Origin of the sequence: Kitasatospora sp. NPDC093679 (genome assembly GCF_040683455.1) — a bacterium.
Classification (GTDB): Bacteria; Actinomycetota; Actinomycetes; order Streptomycetales; family Streptomycetaceae; genus Kitasatospora; species Kitasatospora arboriphila.
Genome location: NZ_JBFBDW010000071.1, coordinates 14,086 through 36,689, shown reverse-complemented (window position 1 = coordinate 36,689; position 22,604 = coordinate 14,086). Strand labels below are relative to the sequence as shown.

Annotated in this window: 14 protein-coding genes; 12 read left to right on the top strand and 2 right to left on the bottom strand. The window is 74.9% G+C overall.

Translation table 11 applies throughout. The annotated features are described in order from the left end of the window. Window positions 1-2,074 (top strand): S41 family peptidase (locus AB0O09_RS35290; protein WP_363549059.1); only part of this gene is annotated, 2,074 nt, incomplete at its 5' end. Window positions 2,075-2,144: 70 nt separating this feature from the next. On the opposite strand, the gene AB0O09_RS35285 is transcribed toward AB0O09_RS35290, so the two are convergent. Then, complete coding sequence (locus tag AB0O09_RS35285) at window positions 2,145-2,870, bottom strand: SDR family NAD(P)-dependent oxidoreductase (RefSeq protein WP_363549056.1); 726 nt, start codon at window positions 2,868-2,870, stop codon at window positions 2,145-2,147. Between the two features lie 622 nt (window positions 2,871-3,492). Here AB0O09_RS35285 and AB0O09_RS35280 point away from each other — a divergent pair. From AB0O09_RS35280 to AB0O09_RS35255, 6 genes are all read left to right on the top strand, one after another. Next, window positions 3,493-4,347, top strand: a complete 855-nt coding sequence (locus AB0O09_RS35280) for a leishmanolysin-related zinc metalloendopeptidase (protein ID WP_363549054.1) — start codon at window positions 3,493-3,495, stop codon at window positions 4,345-4,347. Window positions 4,348-4,360: 13 nt separating this feature from the next. Next, a complete protein-coding gene (locus AB0O09_RS35275; RefSeq protein WP_363549051.1) occupies window positions 4,361-4,732 on the top strand; it encodes a hypothetical protein in 372 nt (123 codons plus the stop codon). A gap of 64 nt (window positions 4,733-4,796) precedes the next feature. After that, window positions 4,797-5,048 carry a hypothetical protein gene (locus AB0O09_RS35270; RefSeq protein ID WP_363549049.1) on the top strand — a complete coding sequence of 84 codons (252 nt, stop codon included), beginning with the start codon at window positions 4,797-4,799 and terminating at the stop codon, window positions 5,046-5,048. Between the two features lie 185 nt (window positions 5,049-5,233). Then, window positions 5,234-8,467 (top strand): ATP-binding protein, encoded by a 3,234-nt coding sequence (locus tag AB0O09_RS35265; protein WP_363549047.1) that lies wholly within the window; start codon window positions 5,234-5,236, stop codon window positions 8,465-8,467. A 449-nt stretch (window positions 8,468-8,916) separates the two neighbouring features. Then, window positions 8,917-10,284, top strand: a complete 1,368-nt coding sequence (locus tag AB0O09_RS35260; RefSeq protein WP_363549044.1) for an alpha/beta fold hydrolase — start codon at window positions 8,917-8,919, stop codon at window positions 10,282-10,284. Next, the gene (locus tag AB0O09_RS35255; RefSeq protein WP_363549041.1) at window positions 10,281-11,870 is read left to right on the top strand and encodes an alpha/beta hydrolase; all 1,590 of its coding nucleotides are present in this window, start codon (window positions 10,281-10,283) and stop codon (window positions 11,868-11,870) included. The genes AB0O09_RS35260 and AB0O09_RS35255 overlap by 4 nt, the downstream gene beginning before the upstream one ends. A 174-nt stretch (window positions 11,871-12,044) precedes the next feature. Here the strand turns inward: AB0O09_RS35255 and AB0O09_RS35250 are convergent, their stop codons facing one another. Further along, entirely contained in the window at window positions 12,045-13,835 is a 1,791-nt protein-coding gene (locus AB0O09_RS35250; RefSeq protein WP_363549039.1) for a hypothetical protein, read from the bottom strand. A 187-nt stretch (window positions 13,836-14,022) separates the two neighbouring features. On the opposite strand from AB0O09_RS35250, the gene AB0O09_RS35245 reads away from it, so the two are divergent. From AB0O09_RS35245 to AB0O09_RS35225, 5 genes are all read left to right on the top strand, one after another. Then, entirely contained in the window at window positions 14,023-18,330 is a 4,308-nt protein-coding gene (locus AB0O09_RS35245) for a tetratricopeptide repeat protein (protein ID WP_363549036.1), read from the top strand. Window positions 18,331-18,483: 153 nt separating this feature from the next. Beyond that, window positions 18,484-18,906 (top strand): hypothetical protein, encoded by a 423-nt coding sequence (locus AB0O09_RS35240; RefSeq protein WP_344623128.1) that lies wholly within the window; start codon window positions 18,484-18,486, stop codon window positions 18,904-18,906. Between the two features lie 5 nt (window positions 18,907-18,911). Beyond that, the gene (gene grpE, locus AB0O09_RS35235; protein ID WP_363549033.1) at window positions 18,912-19,682 is read left to right on the top strand and encodes a nucleotide exchange factor GrpE; all 771 of its coding nucleotides are present in this window, start codon (window positions 18,912-18,914) and stop codon (window positions 19,680-19,682) included. A 27-nt stretch (window positions 19,683-19,709) separates the two neighbouring features. Continuing rightward, window positions 19,710-22,259: an Hsp70 family protein gene (locus AB0O09_RS35230; protein ID WP_363549031.1), complete on the top strand. Its 2,550-nt coding sequence runs from the start codon at window positions 19,710-19,712 to the stop codon at window positions 22,257-22,259. After that, window positions 22,256-22,540: a hypothetical protein gene (locus AB0O09_RS35225; RefSeq protein ID WP_363549030.1), complete on the top strand. Its 285-nt coding sequence runs from the start codon at window positions 22,256-22,258 to the stop codon at window positions 22,538-22,540. Before AB0O09_RS35230 ends, AB0O09_RS35225 begins: the two co-directional genes overlap by 4 nt. Window positions 22,541-22,604 lie beyond the last annotated feature (64 nt).

The window sequence follows — 22,604 nt, the reverse complement described above, 5'->3', positions numbered from 1 at the left end:
CGCGATGCGGATCAAGCGCCTGACGGTCTGGCCCGTCGTCGACGAGGACGGCTACCTCCTCGGCGTGCTCACAGCGGACCGCGCCACCGACCTCCCTCCCGCCACCCCCGGAGACCCCATGAGCACCCGCACGGACCGACCCGTCCCCGACTACATCGCCGAGGCCGCGGCACCCGTCCGCGACCACCTGGCCGCCGCCACCACGCTGGCGTCGTTCCTGCAGACCGCCGGCACCCTCACCCTCGACGAGCGCCGCGTCATCGTCGACCAGGCGCTCGTCCTGCTCGAACAGAACTACGTGCACCTGCCGCTGAAGGCCGCCATGTACGCCGTGAACCCGGTGCAGCGGCTGCGGCTGCTCGCCCGGCGCCTGGAACGGCAGACCGACGCCGACATGCCGCCCGAGTGGACCTTCCACGCCGAGGTCTCGGAGATCTTCCACTCCGTCCGCGACCTGCACACCAACTACCTGCTGCCCGCTCCCTTCAACGGCAAGATCGCGTTCCTGCCGTTCCTCGTCGAGAACTTCACCGAGCAGGGCGACGGCACGGCCGCCGAGCGCTTCCTCGTCACCCGGGTCGCCCAGGGCTTCGCCCCGCCCGGGTTCGGGCCCGGCACCGAGATCACCCACTGGAGCGGCATCCCGATCTCCACCGCCGTCGACCTGCACGCCGCCCGGTTCGCCGGCAGCAACGCCGAGGCCCGCCGCACCCGCGGCGTCCAGTCGCTGACCCTGCGTCCGCTGCGCATCCACCTGCCCCCGTTCGAGGAGTGGGTGACCGTCAGCTACCTCGACGCCGACGGCACCGCGCGCGAGCTCCGCGAGGACTGGCAGGTCGTCGACAACCTGCCGCCGCTCGTCGGCACCGGCACGCTGGGCACCGCCGGCGCCTCCCAGGGCCTCGACCTGGAGACGGACGAGGTCGGCCGTGCGAAGGTGCTGCTCTTCGCACCCAGGGTGGTCGCCCAGCAGCGGGCGGTCGAGGCCGGCGAGCCCGCACCCGGCCTGGAGGCCGGCGAGATCGCCACCACCATGCCCAAGGTCTTCAAGGCGCGCGAGGTCACCACCGCCTCCGGCACCTTCGGTCACCTGCGGATCTTCACCTTCGCCGTGGACGACCCGGTCGCCTTCGTGGAGGAGTTCGTCCGTCTGGTCGGCCTCCTGCCGGACCGCGGCCTGGTGCTGGACGTCCGGGACAACGGCGGCGGCCACATCTTCGCCGCCGAGTTCACCCTGCAGACGCTCACCCCGCGCCGGATCACCCCGGAGCCCACCCAGTTCATCACCACCCCGCTCAACCTGCGGATCTGCCGCCGCCACCAGAACGACCCGGACATCGACCTCGGCGCCTGGGTGCCGTCCATGGAACAGGCCGTCGAGATCGGCGCCGCCTTCTCCCGGGCGTTCCCGATCACCCCCGAGGACGGCGCCAACGCCGTGGGACAGCGCTACTCCGGGCCCGTCGTCCTGGTCACCAACGCCCGCTGCTACTCGGCGACCGACATCTTCACCGCGGGCTTCCAGGACCACCGGATCGGCACCGTCCTCGGCGTCGACCGCAACACCGGTGCCGGCGGGGCCAACGTGTGGACGCACGACCTGCTGTCCGCCCTCCTCGCCGACGACCCCGCGACGCCGTACCGGCCGCTGCCCGCGGAGGCGAGCATGCGCGTCGCCATCCGCCGCACCCTGCGCGTCGGCGTGCAGTCCGGCACCCCGGTGGAGGACCTCGGCGTCACCCCCGACGAACTCCACCGGATGACCCGGCGCGACCTCCTGGAGGGCAACGCCGACCTGATGGAGCGCGCCGGACAGCTCCTCAAGGCGATGACCCCGCACGCCGTGGCCATCACCGACACCGCCACGACCGGCGGCGTCCTGCGCCTCAAGGTCAAGACCACCAACATCGACCGCCTGGACGTCTACATCGACCAGCGTCCCAAGGCCTCCCTCGACCTGCTCGACGGGCACGCGGACGTCACCGTGCCGGACGCGGCCGCCGCGAGCTCCGCCCGCGTCGAGGGCTACGTGGACGGCGAACTCGTCGCCAGCCGCACCGAGCAGCTCCACTGACGGCCCCGGCCCCGGCCTCCCGGACCCCGGCGGATCCACCACCCGCCGGGGTCCGGGCGCGCGTGCCCGCTCACAGCGCGGTGCCGGTCTCCTCGGCCAGTGCGGCGAGCAGGCGGTCCTGGAAGGCCTCGTCGTGGACGGCGGGGTGGGGTGGCCTGAGTTCGCCGTGGTACCAGTAGCCGCCGGTGGTCAGGGCCCCGGGTTCGTCGCCGACGGCGAGCCACTCCTGGGTCCGGTGCCCGAGTTCGAGGTCGTCCGGTGCTCCGGGGCCGCCCATCCTGGTCGGCACCCATCCGGGGTCGACGGCGTTGCTCGGCACGCCGGGGCGCAGCCGGGCCACCGCGGCCGCGAGGGTGGTGACGAACAGCTTGCTGTCCGCGTAGGAGCCGGCGCTCCGGCCGCGCCAGTCGACCCCCTCCGTCGTCGGGTGCCCGCCGAAGTGCGAGCCGCTGCTCAGGTAGACCAGTCGGCGCGGTGTCGGCAGCAGGGCCGTGAGCAGGTACGGGGCGACGACGTTGACCGGCATGACGGCGGGGCCGCGCCACACCCCGGCGTTGTGGACGACCGCGTCGAGCGGGTCGGCGTCGTTCAGCTCGGCGGCGATCCGCCGGACGGCGTCACGGTCCGTGAAGTCGCCGGTGACGGCGTCCGCTCCCCGGTCGAGCAGGGGTCGCAGGGCGGTCGCCCGCTCGGGGTTCCGGGCGTGCAGCACGACCCGGTGGCCGGCGGACAGCAGCGTCTCCGCGGTGGCCCGGCCCAGGCCGTCCGTGGAACCGGTCACCAGGATGCGGCTCACCGGGTCACCTCCCCGTCCTCGCTCCGCTGTCGTCTCCTGCTCGGTCCGTCTCCATTCTGCGCGCGTGTTTCCCCGGTGGGCGGCGAGCGACCGAAGTCGACCATCCGGTGTCTCCGGGCGGTGACGGCACTCCCGCCATGACCCGTTGTCACCGGCACCCGTCGGCGGGGCGCTCCGCTGCGTGACCGCGGCCGCTCCCGAGGCGCGGGCCGCGTCCCCTCGGGCACGGGGTCCGGGGACCGGGACGGCCGGGGCCGGACAGGTCCGTGACCGACCGTCACCGCCCTTGCCGCGGCCCGGATCCGCTCCGTCACCGCACGAGCCGACAGAAGCCCCCAGCACCGAACGTGCCGGTGCCGCGGACCGTCCGAACGGGCCCGGGGCCGAGATGCCGCACCGGCCGGTGCGCGGGACGATCGAAGGGACGGGGCCGGAACACGAGCCGGACCCCGGCGGGCGGCGCCCCGCGGCCGTCCCCGACCGCCGTTCGACGCCCGGCACCGACTGCCCCACCCGACCGGACGCCTGCCCTGCCGTGGACCGCGTCCGGTCACCGGCCGTCCACCGGCCCCGATCCACCGGACGTCCGCACGAGCCCTCCCACGAAAGGGCGGGGAATCCCATGAACGCCTTCGAAAGCCACATCGCGCGCGCGGACCTCGCGGCCGCCAAGCGCCTCACCGGCACCACCTCCCCCTACACGATCGAAGTCGAGTTCCTCGGCGGGCTGACCGAGTCGCAGAAGAACGCGTTCAAGGCCGCCGCCGACCGCTGGGTCCGCGTCATCGTCGGTGACCTGCCGGACGTCTCCGTCGGCGACCGGATCGTCGACGACCTCGTGATCCGCGCCCAAGGCCGGACCATCGACGGCCCCGGCCACATCCTCGGCCAGGCCGGACCCACCCAACTGCGGCCCGGCCCCGGGCCCTCGGAGTTCCTGCCCGCCACCGGCCTGATGTCCTTCGACCAGGACGACCTGGCCTCGATGGAGGCCGACGGCACCCTCGTCGACGTGATCACCCACGAGATGGGCCACGTCATCGGCATCGGCACGGTCTGGAAGCTCAAGGGTCTGCTGCGCGGCAGCGGAGGGCCCAACCCGACCTTCACCGGCCTCAACGCCGCGTCGGAGTACGCCGTCCTCGTGGGCGACCCCGAGCCCCGGCGCGTCCCGGTCGAGAACACCGGTGGTCCCGGCACCCGGGACGGCCACTGGCGCGAGACCGTCTTCGCGGACGAGCTCATGACCGGCTTCGTCGGCCACGCCGGCAACCCCCTCAGCCGGATGACCGCGGCCAGCCTCCGGGACCTCGGGTACGAGGTCGACCTCGACGCCGCCGACCCCTACGTCCTGCCCAACCACCTCGAACTCGCCGAGCGCGGCGAGCTGCGCGCCCACGTCGCCCCGATCGACGTCGGCGTGATGCTGCCCACCATCCCCGACACGCTGCCCGCCGACAGCCTGCAGACCGCCTGAGGCGACACCCGCCATGGCGGACAACGACCGACCGCGCCCGCGGGAGCAGCCCTACACCGTCCGGCGTCCCGAGGTCTCCGTCCTCGGCAGCCAGTCCGTGGTCCCCCGGGACAACGTGGTGCGCCCCCCGCCCAACCGCTTCACCCACACGCTCGACGCGGACGGGCCCTACTGGTACGACCACCACCGGCCCGAGGGGCCGCCGGACGGCATCCTGCCGGCCGGAACGGCCGTGGCGCTCCTCGTCGAGGCGGAGCGGTACTGCGGCGTCGTCACCCCCAGCGGCCTGTACGTCGCCGTCCACCGCGCCCACCTCCGGGTCCTGCCGCACCCGCCCCAGCCCCCGCCGCCCGGCCCGGGACCGGACGAGGAGGACGACGCCTGACGCGGCGGACCCGTCGGGCGGTCAGGACCGCACCCGCCGCAGCCCACCGTCTTGGAGGACGATCATGGGTGACTTCGCCGTGAACACATCCGTCGCCGGGGTCCGGTCGCAGCCGTGCGCCGACGCGCTGATCGGCAGCGAGCCGTTCACCTCCGTCCGGGCGGACGGCGCGCTCGAGATCGGACCGCAGGTCCGGGCCGGCACGGGTGCCGCGGTCGACCGGCTCGACCTGAGCGCGGCCGCGGTCTTCGGCAACGGCTCTCCGCAGCGGGTCCGCGGCTGCGTCCTCACCGCCGACGACGGCGGGCCGTCCTGACGGCCGGTCGTGGACGCCCTTGAGGGAAGACCCCGATGAACCAGGTCATCCGGCATCCGGCGGGGAGGTTCCGAGCGCCGAGCGAGCCGCGCTTCGTGCGGGGCAGGCGCGTCCTGTCCTGGCTGCGGTTCCGGGTGTTCAGACGGTGGCGGATGCGGCGCGTCCGCAAGGAGACCCGGCAGCGGGTGGCCATTCCCCAGAAGTGGCGCGGGAGGTGGACGCCCGGGAACTACGTGAAGGCCCTGTCGTGGATCGGCACGTTACTGCTCCTGGGCTGGCTGGCCCTGGCCCTGAACGTGATCGTCGGCGGAAGTCCCGGGTTCGTCGAGAACACCTGCCGCCGGACCAGCCAGTCCTGCAGCGTGGTCATCAGCTTCACCACGCCCTTCCTGGTGCTCTCCCTGAGCACCGCCGTCTTCCTCGGCGTACGCCGCTGGAAGACCATCCGGCCGATCGGCCGGACCGCCCGGAAGAACCCGCAGCAGCTGGTGCCCACGGCCGGCACGATCGTCGACGAGGTCGTCGGCCGGCAGGAGCTGTGCTCGGTCATCGCCCAGGCGCTGCGGGACCGGCGCCGGCGCCGGCCGTACGTGCTGGTGGGCGGCGTCGGCAGCGGGAAGACGGCCGTGCTGGTGCAGCTGACCCAGGTGCTGGCGGAGAACGGCGCCGTGCCCGTCCCCATCCACCTGCGGCGCATCGACCTCGACGGCGCCGACCTGAACTTCGGCGAACTGGCCAAGCGGCGGTTCTGCGACGAGGTGGACCCGGGGGTCATCTCCCGGGCCCAGGCCGAACGGGTGTGGCGGCAGCTCTGCATGGACGACAAGGCCGTGGTCATCGCGGACGGGCTGGAGGAGGCGTTCTGCGAGGACGAGGCACAGGCGAACCGGGACAGCCTGATCCGCCGCGCGATCGGCCGCGCCCAGAAGCAGAAGCTCCCCCTGGTGATCGCCTCGCGCCCGCACCCCGCCCTCGAAGGCACCCAGGCCGCCGTCATCGACCTCGAACCGCTCAGCGAGGAGGCCGCACTCGGCTACCTCGCGCACCGGAAACCCGGTGTCGACAACCGCAGGCTGGACTGGATCGTCGAGACGGCCGCGGTCGCCGAGTCCCCGCTCTACCTCCAGATCGCCCGCCAGCTCCGGGAGCACCAGCTCATGGAGCACTTCGAGAACAGCAAGAAGTGGGACCACGTCAACACCCGCGGCGGCGACCGGACCTGCATCCGGCTCAGCCTCCTGGACTCCTGGATGAGGGCACTCGTCCAGGGCCACCTCCAGGCCCGCTTCGACATCTCCTCCGAGCAGCGCAGGCGGACGGTGGCCGTGATGTCGGCACTGGCCTGCATCGGACTGCTCAACGACCGGCTGGAGGTCAGGTTCGACGAGCTGATCCACTGGACCGGCCACGGCGGCGACCACCCGAAGGAGGCGGAGGTCCCCTACCGGGCGGTCCTCCGGGCGCTGCGCCGGAGCGTCGAGGACCTGCCCGGGAACGACGAGGACGCCTGCTGGCGCACCGCCCTGTCGCGCTACGCGGCACGCGGTGAACAACTCGGGCTGGTGGAGGCCCAGAACTTCAAGGTGCGGTTCCCGCACAGCATCCTGCAGTCCTACCTGGGGTCCTCCTTCCTCGACGTCGTCCAGCGGGACGACGCCGGACTCCTCGACAGGGCGCTCGAGGAACCCGGCCGCGAGCTCCTCATCGCCCTGGTCCTGCGCTCCCGCCGCAAGGGCGAGACCCTGAAGCGCGCCACGGTCGACCTGCTGCTCGAAGCGGCCCGCGAACGCCGGGACGACAAGGCCCTCGACCTGTTCGCCGCGGCGCTGGAGATCGACACCTGCCAGGCCGACGACTCGGCCCACGCCTTCCTCGCCAGGACGATCCTGCAGCGGTGGCCGGAGATCGTCGACGGCGATCCGAGAACCCTCGACGAGGCGAAACTGCGGCTGGTGCACGCCTTCGGCGAGGTGGCGCGGCGGCTCGACCGCTCGAACCGGGAGGACCCCGAGAAGTGGCCCAAGCCGGCCTACGGCGACCTGATGAGGATCACCTGGGTCGAGCCCGGCTATCCCGTCCGGCTGGCCATCGCCCAGGAGATCGGCGCGGGCGGCGACAACGCCTTCGACGCGCTGCGCAGGCTCTTCCCGTGGCCGAAGCGGAGGAGGGGCAGCGAGGCCGAGGTCTACGACCCCTGGGAGCAGTACAAGACGGCCATGGAGATCCAGAAGCACCGGGAGAGCGCGGAGCGCGAGCGGAGGATCGGCCCTCCCGACCCCGAGGACGGCACCGAGCGGGGACCGCGGACCGGGGAGCAGATCTGGCGCGAGTTCGTCACCCGGGCGTGGCTGGTCCCGATGATCGTGGGCTCGGTGAGCAGCGACCGGTGCGAGCAGGCCCGGGAGCGCATGGGCCTGTGGCTGCAGCACCTCGCGCCCAACCCCGCGACGGGCCGCGCCGACCTGCCCATCTCCCTGGAGATCGCCCTCGCCCAGGGCTTCAAGGGCGCGGCCAACCGCCGCAGTCGGCATCCCGCCACCTCCGACGAGGCCCGCGAGTACCTGATCGAGCAGGCGGAGCACATGCTGACGCACGCCCGCTACTGGTACTCCCAGGTCACCCTCATCCACGCGCTGTGCCTGTGGGAGCTGCCGGACAGCACCGACGAGGTGCTGGAGGGCGGCGAGAACGGCCGGCGGTCCGGCTCCGACCCGTTGCAGGCCGTGGAACGCTGGCTCGCCATGGCGGGCAGCGAGCAGGCCCCCGGCGACCGGCCCGCGGACGAGCTGACGGTGCGGGGCGGGAACCGGCTGCACCCCTTCGTCGCCGAGGCCGGGGACCTCGCGGCGCTCGCCCTGGAGACCCGGCGTCCCGAGCGGTTCATCTGGATCGACGAGAAGGGGACGATGGCCAACATCGGCTCGCAGCCGGCCGACCCCACGGTCTACCGCAAGCACAACCTCTGGATCCCGCCGTCGGTCGGGTGGAGCACCCTGCATCCGCGCGCCCAGCAGCTCCTCGCCGACATCCTGCTGCTGCTCAACCTCACCGAACGCGACGGCCGGCTGGTCGACGGCCGGCTGGAGCGCACCAACCGCACCACCCTCCCGCCCTGCCTGACGAAGGACCGCACGGCGCTCCGTCCCGAGCGCACGGTCGGCATGGCCGGGACGGCCGAACCCGGGACGAGCTGCCTGCGCAGCTGCCAGTTCGAGCTGTGCCCGTACCCGGCGAAGGGGGCGCAGCCGGACGGCGAGCTGCGCGAGCCGTTCTGCCGGCAGCAGCAGGCCCTGCTGAGGCGGCGCACCGCCCGGCGGAGGAGGGCGGGCTGGCAGGGCATGACCGACCGTGAGCTCGGCCGGTTCTGGACGGCGATGGCGGAACGCACCCGGACGCCCTCGGCCGTCGAGGAACCGTAGGACCTCCCCGCGCACGGGTCTGCTCCAGGTGGAGCCCGTGAGTGGTGGACCCGTCCCCGTCACCACAGGCTGTCAGTGCCCGCCCGAAATCCGTGGCGGGCACATCCACGCGGCGTTCCCCCGCAGGGGCGGACGGGACGTCAGAGAGACGGCAGCACATGGTGGAGCAGGGCAGCGCGCAGGGGTGTTCGCCACCCGTCCGCGGGACCGGCGGGTCGGCACGGAGGCGGGCGCGGCACCGGTACGCACGGGGACGCGCGCGGGGCGTTCCCCCGGGGGTGGCGCTGGTCGCGGGTGTGCTGGCCCTCGTGGGCGCGGCGGGTCCGGTACCGGGCGGCGCCGTGCCGTCACCCGTTCGTGAGGGCGTGTCAGCGCCCTCCGTGCGGTTCGTGCCCGGTGCCTGTCCGGAGACGGCGGATCCGGTGCCCGGACGGTGCGGGTTCCTGGAGGTGCCCGAGAGCCGCGAGCGGCGCGGGCCCGGCGGGCGGCGCGGGCGGACGATCCGCCTGGCCGTGGCGATCGTCCCGGCCGTGTCGGCGGCGAAGGCGGCCGACCCGGTGGTGTTCATGGAGGGGGGTCCCGGCGGCGACGCGTTCGGGAGCATCCCCTTCCTGATCGGTGCCGGCGTGAACCGTGACCGCGATCTGATCGTCATGGCGCAGCGGGGGACGCTCCACTCGCAGCCGAGCCTCGCCTGTCCGGAGATCGACCGGTTCTCCGCGGCCGCGGTGGGGTTGGTCCACGACGCGCCGTCGACCGGACGGCGGCTGGTGCGCGCGGCGACGGAGTGCCGGGACCGTCTGACGGCCTCCGGCGTCGAGCTGAGCGCGTACAACACCACCGAGAACGCCGCGGACTTCGCCGACCTGCGGGCGGCGCTGGGCATCGGGCGGTGGAACGTCTACGGGTACTCCTACGGCACCGAACTGGCCCTGACCTACCTGCGCCTGCACCCCGAAGGGGTCCGTTCGGTGGCGATCGACTCGGTCGTTCCCCCGCAGGTCGTGAGCCTGCCGTGGACCTGGGACAGCGCACGGGAGGGGATCGGCGCGATCTTCGCGGCGTGCGCGGCCCAGCCGCTCTGCGCGAACCGCTACCCGGACCCGTCGCGCACGCTGACGGAGCAGGTCCGGCGGCTGGAGGCGCACCCGCTGAGGCTGACGGCACGGCCGCCGGCGGGGGGTGACCCGGTGAGGGTCGTCCTCGACGGCGGCGCGCTGGTGAACCTGCTGGTCGCCAACGCCGTCAAGGCGGTCGACGTGCCGGCGGCGCTGGACGAACTCGCCCACGGGAACCCGGAGCGATTCGCCCGCGCCCAGGCCGCCGGCGCGACGCCCGTCGTCGGTGAGGTCGCCCACGGCCTGACGCAGTCGGTGGCCTGCAGCGAATGGGTTCCGGGCCACTCGGAGTCCGACCTGCTGCGGGCGGGCCGCCGGGCCTTCCCCGGATGGCCGGACACGGTCCTGGCCCAGGCCCCGCAGCTGCCCTTCGAGCACGACGTCTGCCGTGCCTGGAACGTCCCGGACCGCACCGCGGTCCAGCGGGTGGCCACCCGCAGCGACGTGCCGACGCTCCTCGTCTCCGGGACCTTCGACGCGAAGACCGGGGCGAGCTGGGGCGCGTACACGGCCAGGACGCTGTCCCGTTCGACCACCGTGCTGATTCCCGGGATCGGCCACTGGGTGGTTCCCCAGTCGCCCTGCGCGGCCGACGTCCTGACCTCCTTCCTGGCCCGTCCGACCGCGCCCGACACGTCCTGCGTGGCGGGGCTGGCGCCCGCACCGTTCACCGTCACCCCCGAGCCGGAGACCACATGACGCCCATCCGCCCACCCCACCGCCGACGCGCCGTGCGACGGCTGCGGACCGCACTGGCCGGGGCCACCACCGGCGTTCTCCTCGCCGGCCTCGCCGCACTGCCCGCCCGCGCCGACGCCGGCACCGCCGAACCGCTGGGCACGGCCGCCCGGACGGCGGGCCACTCCCGGTTCGAGCCGGGCCCCTGCCCGAGGACGGCGGACCCGACCCCGGCCCTGGAGACGGCCCGCTGCGGGACGCTCACCGTGCCCGAGAACCGTTCCCGGCCCGGGGGGCGGAAGATCACCCTCGCGGTCGCGATCGTGCCGGCCGTGCGGAAGCGGGCACCCGACCCGATCGTGTGGCTCGCCGGCGGCCCCGGCGACGACGCGAACTCCGAGATCCAGCTGGCGCTCAACGGCGGTCTGAACCGCGACCGGGACGTCGTCTTCATGTCCCAGCGCGGCACCTACTCGGCCGACCCTGCGCTCACCTGCCCGAACATCGACCGGTTCAACGCGGACGCCCTCGGCCTCGTCTACGGCGCGCCGTCCACCGGGCGCCTGCACGTCGACGCCACGCGGGCCTGCCGCGACCGGCTGGTCGGCCTCGGGGCCGACCTCGGCGCGTACAACAGCACCGAGAGCGCCGCCGACTACGCCGACCTGCGCGTCGCCCTGGGCGTCCGGAAGTGGAACGTCTTCGGCATCTCCTACGGCACCGACCTGGCCCTCCTCTACATGCGCCTGCACCCGGAGGGCATCCGGTCGGTCGGCATCGACGGCGTCCTGCCGCCGTCCCTCGCCAGCGGAGCCGTGACCTGGAAGGCCGCACGCGAGGGCTTCGACGGCATCTTCGACGCCTGCGCGCAGCAGCCCGCCTGCAACGACCGCTACCCGCACCTGGAGGCCACCTTCGAACGCCTCGTCCGCCGGCTGGAGGCCCGGCCGGTCACCACCACCGTCACGGCCCCGGGCCACCCGGAGCCGGTGGAGGTGGTGCTCGACGGCGGCACCCTGGTGAACTGGCTGACCTTCGCCAGCCACCTCGCCGCCGGAGTGCCCCGCTCCCTCGACGAGCTGGCCCACGGCAACCCGCAGCGGATCGCCGAGCAGTTGGCGGGCGGCAAGCTCAGCCCCCAGGCCGTCGGCAGGCTGTCGCACGGGCTCGCCTACGGGGTCTTCTGCAGCGAGTGGACGCCGTTCGAGAGCGAGGCCGACGTGCTCCGGGCCGGCCGGCGTGCCTTCCCGTCGTTCCCCGAGTCGGTACTGGCCAACGCCCCGGGCCTCGCCTGGCTCCACGCCGACTGCCGCGCCTGGGACGTCCCCGCGGCCCCGCGTTCCGTCCGGGCGGTGACGCGCAGCGACATCCCGACCCTCGTCCTGTCGGGCGGCTTCGACTCCCAGACCGCACCGAGCAGCGGGCCGTACGCCGCCCGCACGCTCAGCCGCGCCACCGAGGTCACCGTCCCCTACGTCGCCCACGTGGTCTTCGCCGACTCGCCCTGCGCCCAGTCGATCACCACGTCCTTCTTCGACACCCCGACCGCCCCGGACACCGGGTGCCTCGCCGGTCTCCAACCCCCCGCCTTCGAGATCGCGCCGTAGGACGGATCCACCCCAAGGGGCGCGGGGAACTGCGCGATTCGGATGCGGTCAACCGCGCACGTCACGGCTTGCCCGTGCTGTCGTGACAGCCACCCCGGATTGCGCAGGTCTCCTCCGGCCTTCGGTCGGGAGGTGCCCCCACGTGCCCCTGAGGTGCCCATCCGCACCGGTGCGTCAGGTGTCCAGTCGGACGGGTTGCCAGCGGTAGGCGGCGTCCTCCTGCCAGCACTGGAGTTCGTCCTCCACGACCGCGGCCAGGCACAGCCGCCAGTCGTCGCCGACGGTCAGGGCGACCCGGGTGGCGGGTCGCAGGGTGGGCCGCCACCAGCGGGGCCGTCGTGCCCCGCCGGAGGCGGGCAGGCGTAGCCGGACGCCGCCGGTGCCGGCGAGCGCGATCGTCGGGCCGCCGCGGTGGCCGGCCATCGCCACGCCGAGGGCGGGTTCCAACTCGCCGATCTCGACCGGCGCGCCGCCGCCGAGCGGGTACAGCCGGGCCGTGCCGTCGGGGCCGAGGATCACGGCCTGCGGCCCGGCGGAGGACCTGGCCAGTGCGGCGCCGCGGGCCCGGGCCGGTGCGGAGATCCGCTCGGCCCGGGTGCCGGAGCCCACCTGCCAGCACAGCACCCGGTCCTGGTGCTCGACCAGGACGGACCACGTTCCGACGCGCTCCTCGGTGGCCGCGAGGACCCGGTCGGCCGGGCAGCCGGGCATCTCCTGCCCGGTGACGGTGACCCCGGGCGACCAGCGGAAGGACTGCAGGACGCCGGCGCGGGCCGTCCAGACGACCAGCTCGCCGGCGGAGTTGACCGCGCCGGCCGCGCCGGCGACGCCGCGCGCCACCTCCCACCAGCCGGAGCGGTTTCCCACCCAGAGCGCCCCCGCGCCGTCCTCGGCGAAGACGGCGAGTTCCGCCGCCCGTCCGGACCGTCCGGCCACGATCTCCCGGAGCGTCGGCGGGCCCTGGTTGGTGCGGGTGGCCGGGAGCTCCGGCGGGGAGAGGCCGGGGCCGGTGTAGCCGACACCGTCCGATCCGCCGGAGACCACCAGCGGCCGGCCCGCGGTGTCGGGCAGCACGGCCAGGCAGGAGGTGCGCGGCAGCGGCCGGTGCGCGCGCAGCAGTTCGCGTCCGCGGGCGGCCCAGGGGCCGAGCGGGGCGGGGCGGCGGTCCGGGTCGTGGTGCAGCGGTTCGGCGACCCAGTCGGCGAGCTCGGCGCTGAAGCCGGCCGCCAGGAGTTCGCGGCGGGCCTGCTGGGCGGCCGTCCGCTGGTCCAGCCGGCCGTGTTCGGGCAGCAGCAGGCTGCGGGCGAGCGTGCCCACCGCGAACAGGTCCTTGGCGGTGGCCGGGAACCCGCCGACCTGCTCGGCCTCCGGCGGGACGTGCCCGGGGGTGAAGACCGCGACCGTGAGCGTGCGGTCCAGCGGGGCGAGGAAGGTCAGGTCGATCAGCTTGACCCGGCCCTCCGGCTCCACGAGGACGTTGGCGGGTGAGATGTCGCGGTGCACCCAGCGCTTGCGGTGGAGTTCGTCGACGATCCGGCAGAGCCGGACGAGCACCTCGGCCACGGCGGGCAGGCCGTCCCGGTTGGCCCGTGCCCACCGGTGCAGCGGCACGCCCTCGACCCACGGGGAGATCTGGTAGCCCATCACCCCGTCACCGGGCGGGCTGCCCGGCCGGTGCGGCGAGGGGCCGAGCAGGAAGCTGGGCACCACCAGGTCGGTGACGGCGAGGCGGTGGGCGTTGTGCGAGACGTCGTCCCAGCGGCCGAGCCAGCGCCGCACCTCGGACGGGTCGCGCTCCAGCATGATCTTGGCGGCGACGAGCTCCTTGAGCCCGCTGCGGCCGGTGCGCACCGCGCGCCACACCTCGGCCTCTCCGCCGCGGTGGTGGAACTCGAGCAGTTCGTACTGCTCGGGATCGAACTCCGGCCCGAACCGCAGCCCCGGCACCCAGCGTGACTCAGACACTCCGCCCCCCGCCCGACCGGTCGGTCCTGGCCTCCCGACCCCCACGATAGTGCTTTTTCCTGCCCGGATGCCCCGGGGGCGGCCTATTCTGATCTCGCCCGAACACCGGTTGACAGTACGTCAAGGTGACCGATTCCATGCTCAGTTGTTCATGGAACCGACCCATCGGACCGCAGGGGGAGACTGCATGGCGCTGTTCGTGCTGCTGCTGATCGCGGTGGCGCTCGCCGGCGTGGGAGGCTTCGTCCTCGTCCGCCGCCGGCGTGCCCTCGACACCGCCTCGGCGACCAAGGCGCTCGCCTCGGCGGCCGCCCGGCTCGCCGCCGGGAAATCGGAGCAGGCGCGGCGCCGGTACGCCCGGCTCTCCGAGCGGCTCGCCCTGGCGCCGCCGCACCTGCGGCCGCTGCGCGGCACCGCCCTGGTCGGCCTGGCCCTGTCCACCGACGCGCTCGGCGACCGGGCGGCCGCCCTCGGCCTGTGCCACGAGGCCTTCCCGCTGGTCGCCGTGCCGGACACGCAGATCCCCCGCTGGGCCCTGCGCGGGCTCGCGGAGGCGGAGACCGCGGCCGGGCGGCCGGACCTCGCTCCCGTCCTCGCCTTCCTGCGCGCCGTCGACCGCGGCCCGGAGCCCGGCGAGGAGGCCGAGTCCGCCGCGCGCGTCCTCGACTGGCTGCAGCGCCGCTGCCGGGACGCCTCCGCCGCCGACCGCGACGGCGCCACCGCCGCCGCCCTCAAGGCACTGCCCGGACGGGACTGGCCGGTACTGGCCAGGTCGGCGTTCCTGCGCGACAGCGGCCGACCGGGCGAGGCCGAGGCCGTCCTGCTCGCCGCCGCACCCGGCGGCAGCGGCGAACTCTGGTTCCGCCACGGCGCCCACCTGCACGCCGCCGGGCGCAACGACGAGGCCGTCGAGGCCTTCGGCCGCGCCGTCCAGCGCGGCACCGGCGAGCCCTCGCCGTGGGCCCGCGGGGCCTCCCTGCGCGCCGAGGCGCTGCTCTTCCGCGGCCTCGCCCGGCAGTTCCTCGGCGACCACCCCGGCGCCGGCACCGACCTCGCGGACGCCGCCGCGGCCGCCCCCGCCGACCCCCGCCCCCACTACGCGCTGGGGCGGCTCGCCCTGCTGCTCGACCGGGACGACGAGGCGCACGGCCACTTCACCGCGGCCCAGGCCGCGCAGCCCGGCCACACCCCGTCCCGGCTCGGCCTCGCGCTGGTCCACGAACGGGCCGGCCGCCACGCCGAGGCCGCCGCCGACTACCGGACGGCCCTGGAGGCGTACCCGCACTGGCAGCCCGCGAAGGTCCGGCTCGGTGCCGCCCTGCTCGCCGCCGGCCGCACCGGGGACGCCGCGCCGCTGCTCCGTGCCGAGGCCGAGGCCGGCCACCCGTGGAGCCCGGCCGCCGCCTTCCACCACGGTCTCGCCCTGGCCCGCAGCGGCGACCCCGACGGCGCCGTGGAGCGCTGGGAGCCGCTGCGCGACCCCGGCCTGCCCGCCCTGCCGACGCTGCTGGCCCTGCTCTCCACCCAGCGCGACCTGCTCGCCCGCCGCCTGCTGGACTCCGACCCCGGCGCGGCCCGCGCCCTGTGGCAGCAGGCCGTCCTCGACACCCCGGACGAGCCGGAGCTGCGCCGCTCGCTGCGCGAGGCCGCCCTCCGCGAGGCCGCCCACCTGCTGCTCACCCGCCGCGACGACCCGCAGGCGCTGGACGACGCCGCCAACGCCCTGGCCCTGGCCGGCTCCCCCGCCCCCGGCAAGGGCGGCCCGGCCGGCTCCGCCCGGGAGGGCAGGCTGCGGGCCGCACTGGCCCTCGCCCGGGGCTCCGCGACCGGCCCGGACGCGCTGCCCGCCGACGCGGACGGCCCGCGGGACCTCTACCACCGGGCCGCGGGGGGCCTGCTGACGGGCCGTGCGGTCCGCACGGTCGCCCTGCTCGCACCGGTCGAGCCCGACCCGGCGGGCGACCCGGCCCTCGCCCAGCTGCGGGCCCTGCTCGCCGAACGGGCCGGCAACTGGACCGGCGCCCTCGACTGGTACCGCGGCCACCTGGCGAACCCCGCCGGCCCGGCCCCGGCCGCGGCCCTCGGGAGATGCCGCGCGGCCGCCGACGACGCCCCCTGCGACCGGACCGCCGAGGAGGCCTGCGGCGGCTGCGGCCGGGAGGGCTGTGCCACGCACCTGTACCGCCCGGAGGACGAGGGCTCGCCGCGCTGCGGCCGCTGCGCCGAGCGGTCCCTGCTCGCGGTGCTGGACTGCGCCCTGCGGGCGGGTCTGCCGCAGGAGGGCGAGCGGACGCTCGCGGCGTGGGCCGCCGTCCTGGGCGACAGCCCGGCCGGCACCGCGGTCCGCGCGGCCCTGTGCCTGCTGCAGGCCGACGACGACGACCTGGACGCCGCCCTCGCCGCCCTCCCCGCCGCCGCGCACCGGGCCCGCACCACGGTGCTCGTCCGGCGCGCCGCCCGCGCGGTCGGGGCGGGGCGGTTCGGGGACGCCGTCGGCGACCTGCGGGAAGCCGTCCGGCTGACCCCCGGGCACGCCCTCGCGGCCGAGGCCCTCGGGGTGCTCGCCGAGCACGAGGCGGCCCGCCACGCCGCCGAGGGCCGGTACCAGGAGGCCTGGGACTGCTACCACGCCCTGCTGCTCAAGGACCCGTCGCACCCGCGGCTGCTGCACGCGCTCGGCCTGGTGAGCTACCGCCTCGCGACCGCCGTCCCCGGCCAGGGCCTGCCCGCGCAGGGCGTGCCCGTGCAGGGCGTGCCCGTGCAGGGTGCACCGGCCCCCGGCATTCCGGCGCAGCGCGGCCCCGTCGAGGCGCCGCACGTCGGCCCCACGGACCCGGACCTGCCCGGCCTCGCCGACCGGGCCGCCCGGGCCGACAGGGCCGACCTGTGGCACTGGGTCATCGGCTGCCTGGTCCCCGCCCTGCACCTGACCGACGTGTGGGACGCCGCCGCCCGACTCACCGGCCGCGACGCCGAACCGCCGCGGGTCGCCGCCGCCCGCGCCGCACTCACCGACCGGCTCCGCACCGACCTGCGGACGCTCGACCAGGCCGACGGCCGGAGCGGCGACGAGGTCGACGCCTGGACGGTCCGGCTCGGCATGGAGGTCCGCTGCGCCGAGGCCTTCGCCGAGGACGAGGTCCTGATCGGCGGCCCCGACGGCGCCGGCCACCGGCTCGTCGTCGGCCCCTCCCTCGAACGGCTGCTGCGCACCTCGCCCCCCAGCAGCGAACTCGCCGCCTGGCAGGGCGCGTTCGAGTACGCGGTGCTGCCGTGGCGCAAACCGGGCCCCTACGGGGTCCACCCGCTGACGCACGCTCTCGGCCTCTTCGACGAACTCGGCCCGCAGCGCTACCTGCTGCTCCAGGGCCGGCACGCCGCGGCGGTCTCCGCGCTGGAGACCGCGGAGGGCGCGGAGACCGACGAGTCCCGGCAGCTGCTGCTGCGCGAGGCCCTCACCAGCCAGGCCGCCGAGCACCACCGCCACCAGGAGTGGCGCGAGGCCCTGGAGTGCCTGACCCGGGCCCTGTCCCTGCCCGGACCCGCCCTCGGCGAGGACCTCGCCGCGCTCGGCGCCGACGCCGGTCTGCGCGCCGCCCGTGCGCTGCTCAAGGAGCACGACGACGACCAGGCCGGCGCGGCCGCGCTGCTGGAGCAGGCGCTCGCGCTCTCCCCCGGCCATCGCGAGGTCCTGGAGAACCTCGGCGCCGCGTACGCCCAGCAGGCCCGCAAGGTCAACAACGAGACGAAGGACTACCGGCACGCGCTGGTCCTGCTGCGCAAGGCGCTGGCGCTGGCCCCGGACGACCCGACGGCCCGCCACTTCCTGGAGGCCGCCATGCTCAACCGGGCCACCGAGGTCACCGCCCTCGGCCCCGACGGCGACCTGGTGGAGGCCACCGAGCTGTGGCGGGAGCTCACCGGACTCGGCGACGACCCCGACCACCGGGCGGGCCTGGTGTACGTGCTCCAGCTCCGCTCGCTCACCGCCGCCCTCGACGAGCGGCGCACCGAGGCCCTCGCGCTGATGACGGAGGCCCTGGCGGCCGACGCGGACTTCGACGGCGACCCGGCCGCCGAGGCCCCGCGTCGGGTGTCGGTGGTGCTGGCCAACCACGTGCTGGAGAAGTACCAGGACCGTCCGTTCAACGAGCGGGCGTCGATGCTGCGGCGCGCCCAGACGTACGACGACTCCGCCGAGATGCGGGCGGTGATCGTCAACGTGTGGCGCAGCGAGGCGGCGACGGACTTCGAGGCCGACCGGTTCACGGACGCCGCCACGCTGCTGGAGCAGGCCCTGCAGATGGCCGGTCCGGCGGACGCCAAGGCCAACATCCGCAAGGAGCTGGGCGTCGTCTACGGTGCCCACGCCGTCCGCCAGGCCAACGCCCGGCGGTTCGCGGAGGCCCGGAAGCTGATCGGCAAGGCCGTCGCGCGCGACCCGGACGACTCCGGCCTGCGCAGCCTCAAGTACCGGATCGACCGCCTGCACTGACGGGTCCGGGCGGCCCCCGGACCGCCGCCCCGACCCCTGGGCGCCGCCCCGCGCGCGTTCCGACGACCGCCCGAAGACCCCCGACGCCGAAACCGCCCGACGCCGATGCCGTTCTGCAGCCCGTCTGCAGCCGGAGGAGAAGAGACCGCCGCCATGCCCCTGCACGAACCGTCGCCGTACGAGGTCCTGGGCATCCCGCCCACCGCGGGCGTGCGCGAGATCAACCTCGCGGTGGGCCCGGCCATGCGGCAGGGCCGTCACAGCCGCCAGCAGATCCAGGACGCGGCGGCGCTGCTGCGCAACCCCGACCGCCGCCTGGAGCTGGACATCCAGCAGCCGCTGCCGCCCGAACCGGTCGACGGGGTGGCCGAGTTGCTCCGCCCGGTGCTGGAGGAACCGCTGCTGGTCGTGGACCGGCCGCCGGTGACACCGGCGGCCCTGCTGGTCGTCCGCCGCGAGGAACTCGCCGCCGACTTCGCGGAGCCCGCCCCCGCCTCCACCGCCGCCGAACCGCCCGTGCCGGCGCAGTTCGCCGCCGACCTGTCGGTGCTGCCGCCGATCGAGATCCCGGAGTGAACGCCATGACGACCCAGGAATCCGGCACCCCGGTGCCGACCGCCGAGCCGCTGGAGGTGCCGCAGCGGGCCCTCGACGTCGACCTGGCGCAGGCGTTCAGCCAGTTGCTCTTCCGGGCGTCGCTGCTGCAGCGGCTGCGCGACGACGAGGCTCGCGCAGCCCGGGCCGCGCAGCGCGACCTGCTGGGCCTGCTGGTCGACGTGGACGACGCCCTGGCGGCGCTGAGCCTGGACCCGGAGCTGGTGCGGCTGGGCCGCACCTCCGGCATCGAGGCGACCCGGCGCCGACTGCTCGGCAAGCTGGCCAAGGCGGGGGTGCGCCCGATGCGGCTGGAGGGGATGGCCGCCGATCCGGGCCTGTCCGAGATCGTCGGCACCGAGGCCCGCACCGGGCTGGAGCCGGAGACGGTCGTCCAGAGCGTGGTCACCGGCTTCTTCTGGAACGACGAGGTGCTGCGCCGGGCGCAGGTGGTGGTCGCCACCGCTCCCCCGCCGACGTCCGCGGAGCTGCCGGGTACCGCCGTGGGCGCCGTGGACCCCACGGACACCGCAGGCGCCACGGACACCGCAGGCGCCACGGACATCGCAGACACCGCAGGCGCCGGGACCGCCTCGACCGGCGAGACCGCCGAGGCCGGCCCGGACCGCGAGGGCGCCGGGCGGACGGCGGCCCGAGAGGCTCCGGCCGCCCCCGCGGGCACCGGCAGGGCCGCCGCCGGGGGCAGGAACCGCAAGAACTGGTCGAGGTCCTCGCGGGCCAAGCGACGCAAGCGCTAGACACACAGGGGACAAGAGGGGAACGACATGTACCGCACTCTCGGTATCGACCTGGGCACCACCAACTCCGTGGTGGCCCAACTGCGCCGGGGCGAGCCGGAGATCGTCATCAACATGCAGAACCAGGAGGGCACGCCCTCGGTGGTCGGCCGCGGCCGCAAGGGCGAGCTGTTGGTCGGCTCGAACGCGCGGAGCCGGCTCGCCCTCGACGGCGAGAACGTGATCCGGTCGGTCAAGCGGTTCATGGGCCGCAAGTTCCGTGACCCGCAGGTGCAGGCGGCGCTCGACGAGGTCGACTACAAGGTGACGGCGGGCACCGACGGTGACGTGAACGTCTGGTTCGACGGCCGCTCGTACACGCCGATCGAGATCTCGGCGATGATCCTGCACCGGCTGAAGGAGGACGCCGAGCAGCGCCTCGGCGAGCCCTTGCACCGGGCCGTCATCACGGTGCCCGCGTACTTCAGCGAACGCCAGGTCGCGGCGACCCGGGAGGCCGGCCGGATGGCGGGTCTGCACGTGCTGCGGGTGATCAACGAGCCGACCGCCGCCGCCCTCGCCTACGGGATGACGATCGAGGCCGGTGACGAGGGGCGCACCGTCCTGGTCTACGACCTGGGCGGCGGCACCTTCGACATCTCGATCCTGCTGCTGGTGCCCGGCTCGGTGTCGGTGCTCGGCATCGAGGGCGACAACCTGCTCGGCGGCGACGACTTCGACCGCGCCATCGCGACGGCGCTGCTGGAGGACATCCGGGAGGAGTTCGGCTCGGACTACCAGCCGGACCGGCGGGACCGGCCGCGGATCGCCTCGGCCGCCGAGGTGGCCAAGATCGAACTGTCCAACCAGCAGACGTCGGAGGTCGTCCTGGCGGGCCTCGGGACGGGCCAGCTGGACCTGGAGACGGTGTTCGAGCGGCCCCGGTTCGAGGAGCTGATCGAGGCCCGGATCGAGCGGACCATCGAGCTGACCCACAAGGCGATCATGCAGGCCAACCTGACCGTCGGCGACATCGACGAGGTGCTGCTGGTCGGCGGCTCGACGTCGATCCCGCTGGTGGCGCGGCGGTTGGGCGAGGTCTTCGGACCGAAGCGGATCCGGCGCGGCGTCAACCCGATGCAGTGCGTGGCGCTGGGCGCGGCGGTGCAGTCGGCCCTGGTGGCCGAGGTGGAGTGCCCGGAGTGCCGGACGCCCGCCGAACTGTCCGCGGACTCGTGCGCCGAGTGCTCGACCTCGCTGCTGGGCGGCGCCCGGGTGACCTGCACCGGCTGTCACCTGCCGGTGGACACCGCGGCCGACGCCTGCCCCAAGTGCGGGCAACAGCTGGAGGCCGAGGCCGCCGCACCCGTCGCGGCGGCCGTCTCCCAGACCCGCGACTGCGCGCGCTGCGGCACCCCGGCGGCGGCCGGGGCCACCGCCTGCAGCCTCTGCGGGGAGTCGCTCGCCGACGCCCAGGGCGGCGCGGCCGAGGCGGCGGCCGCGGCAGCACAGGACATCGGCCTGCGCTGCGGCGGCTGCAGCACGGTGAACCCGCCCGGCACCGAGGTCTGCCCGTCCTGCGGCCAGCTGATGCAGGTGACCAACCCCTTCGACATCACGCCGAAGGACCTGGGCATCGAACTCAACGACGGCCGCCTGGCGGTGATCATGCCGAAGGGCTCCAACTACCCCACGACCGCCCCGGTCAGCCGGGAGTTCGTCGTCTCCGGCGGCGGGCAGCAGCGCCTCGAAGTGGCGGTGTACGAGGGCGAGCAGCCGATCGCCCAGCAGAACGAGCTGATGGGCCACGTCACCCTGCGGCTGCCCGCCGGGCTGGGCGGCCGGATCCCGGTCGAGGTGTCGTTCGGCCTCGACAACGACCGCACGATCACCCTGTCGGTGCGGATCCAGGGCGGCGAGCAGCGGACGGTCAAGTTCGGCCGCAACCAGCTCGACCCGGAGCGCAAGGTCCAGGTCGAGGAGCAGCAGCGGCAGATCGAGAGCTTCACCGACCGCTGGGCGAACGAGCTGACCGAGGCCGAACTGCGCGAGACGCAGCGGATGATGGACACCCTCGACGACATGGCCGGCGGCCGGACGGGCGGCGAGTCGGTGGACGCGGCGCTGGAGCGGGCGCAGTTCCTGCTGAACGCGCAGCGCTGGGTGCGCAGCACCGAGGCGTACCTGAGCCTGTTCATCCTGTACTGCGAGAAGCACCTGGACGTGGGCGACCTGGGCCGGCTGCGGGCGGTCGCGGCCGAGCTGCGGCAGCGCCGCGAGGCAGCGGACTGGGACGGTGCGATGGCGGCGGCGGCCGCCGCGGACGAGCTGTGCGACTCGCTGGGCCACACCTTCCGGATGCTGACGATGTGCAACATCTACGTCAGCCAGAACATGGTGTCGGCGGCGCTCGGCCAGCGGATCCTGGCGGAGCTGCGCGGGCTGGACTCCGCCGTGGAGTCGGCCAACATGGAGGCGGCGAACCGTCACAACTCGGCGCTGCTGGGCCTGTACGCGCAGGCGCAGCGCGAGATGGGCAACGACAGCATGCCGGAGCAGGTCGGGCCGGTCCGCCCCGAGGAGGTCGATCCCCGATGACGGCCGTACCGCCCATCGAGGTGCCGTGCCCGCAGTGCGCGGTGCCCGCGGACGCGGAGAGCCTGCGCTGCCCGTCCTGCCGGGAGGACCTCGCGGCACTGGTCCGCCTGCGGTACGCCGGGCGGATCGACTACAACGAGGCGCTGGAGCGCGTCCGTGCCGGGGAGGACGCCGCCGCCCGGGTGCTGCTGCAGCGCGCGGTGGCCCAGGAGCCCGGTCTGCGCCCGGCCCTGGACCTCCTCGCCGAGGTCACCGCCCGGGTCGGCACACCGGCCGGCTGAGGACGACCGGGGCAGACGCCGGGGCCCCGCACCGATCGACGGATGCTGTTGGTCGGTGCGGGTC

What these genes read in the sequence shown, in the direction of transcription:
- AB0O09_RS35230 (WP_363549031.1), top strand. Translation starts at nt 19,710, where the DNA reads ATGTACCGCACTCTCGGTATCGACCTGGGCACCACCAACTCCGTGGTG.
- AB0O09_RS35240 (WP_344623128.1), top strand. Translation starts at nt 18,484, where the DNA reads ATGCCCCTGCACGAACCGTCGCCGTACGAGGTCCTGGGCATCCCGCCC.
- grpE (WP_363549033.1), top strand. Translation starts at nt 18,912, where the DNA reads ATGACGACCCAGGAATCCGGCACCCCGGTGCCGACCGCCGAGCCGCTG.
- AB0O09_RS35255 (WP_363549041.1), top strand. Translation starts at nt 10,281, where the DNA reads ATGACGCCCATCCGCCCACCCCACCGCCGACGCGCCGTGCGACGGCTG.
- AB0O09_RS35245 (WP_363549036.1), top strand. Translation starts at nt 14,023, where the DNA reads ATGGCGCTGTTCGTGCTGCTGCTGATCGCGGTGGCGCTCGCCGGCGTG.
- AB0O09_RS35275 (WP_363549051.1), top strand. Translation starts at nt 4,361, where the DNA reads ATGGCGGACAACGACCGACCGCGCCCGCGGGAGCAGCCCTACACCGTC.
- AB0O09_RS35270 (WP_363549049.1), top strand. Translation starts at nt 4,797, where the DNA reads ATGGGTGACTTCGCCGTGAACACATCCGTCGCCGGGGTCCGGTCGCAG.
- AB0O09_RS35225 (WP_363549030.1), top strand. Translation starts at nt 22,256, where the DNA reads ATGACGGCCGTACCGCCCATCGAGGTGCCGTGCCCGCAGTGCGCGGTG.
- AB0O09_RS35280 (WP_363549054.1), top strand. Translation starts at nt 3,493, where the DNA reads ATGAACGCCTTCGAAAGCCACATCGCGCGCGCGGACCTCGCGGCCGCC.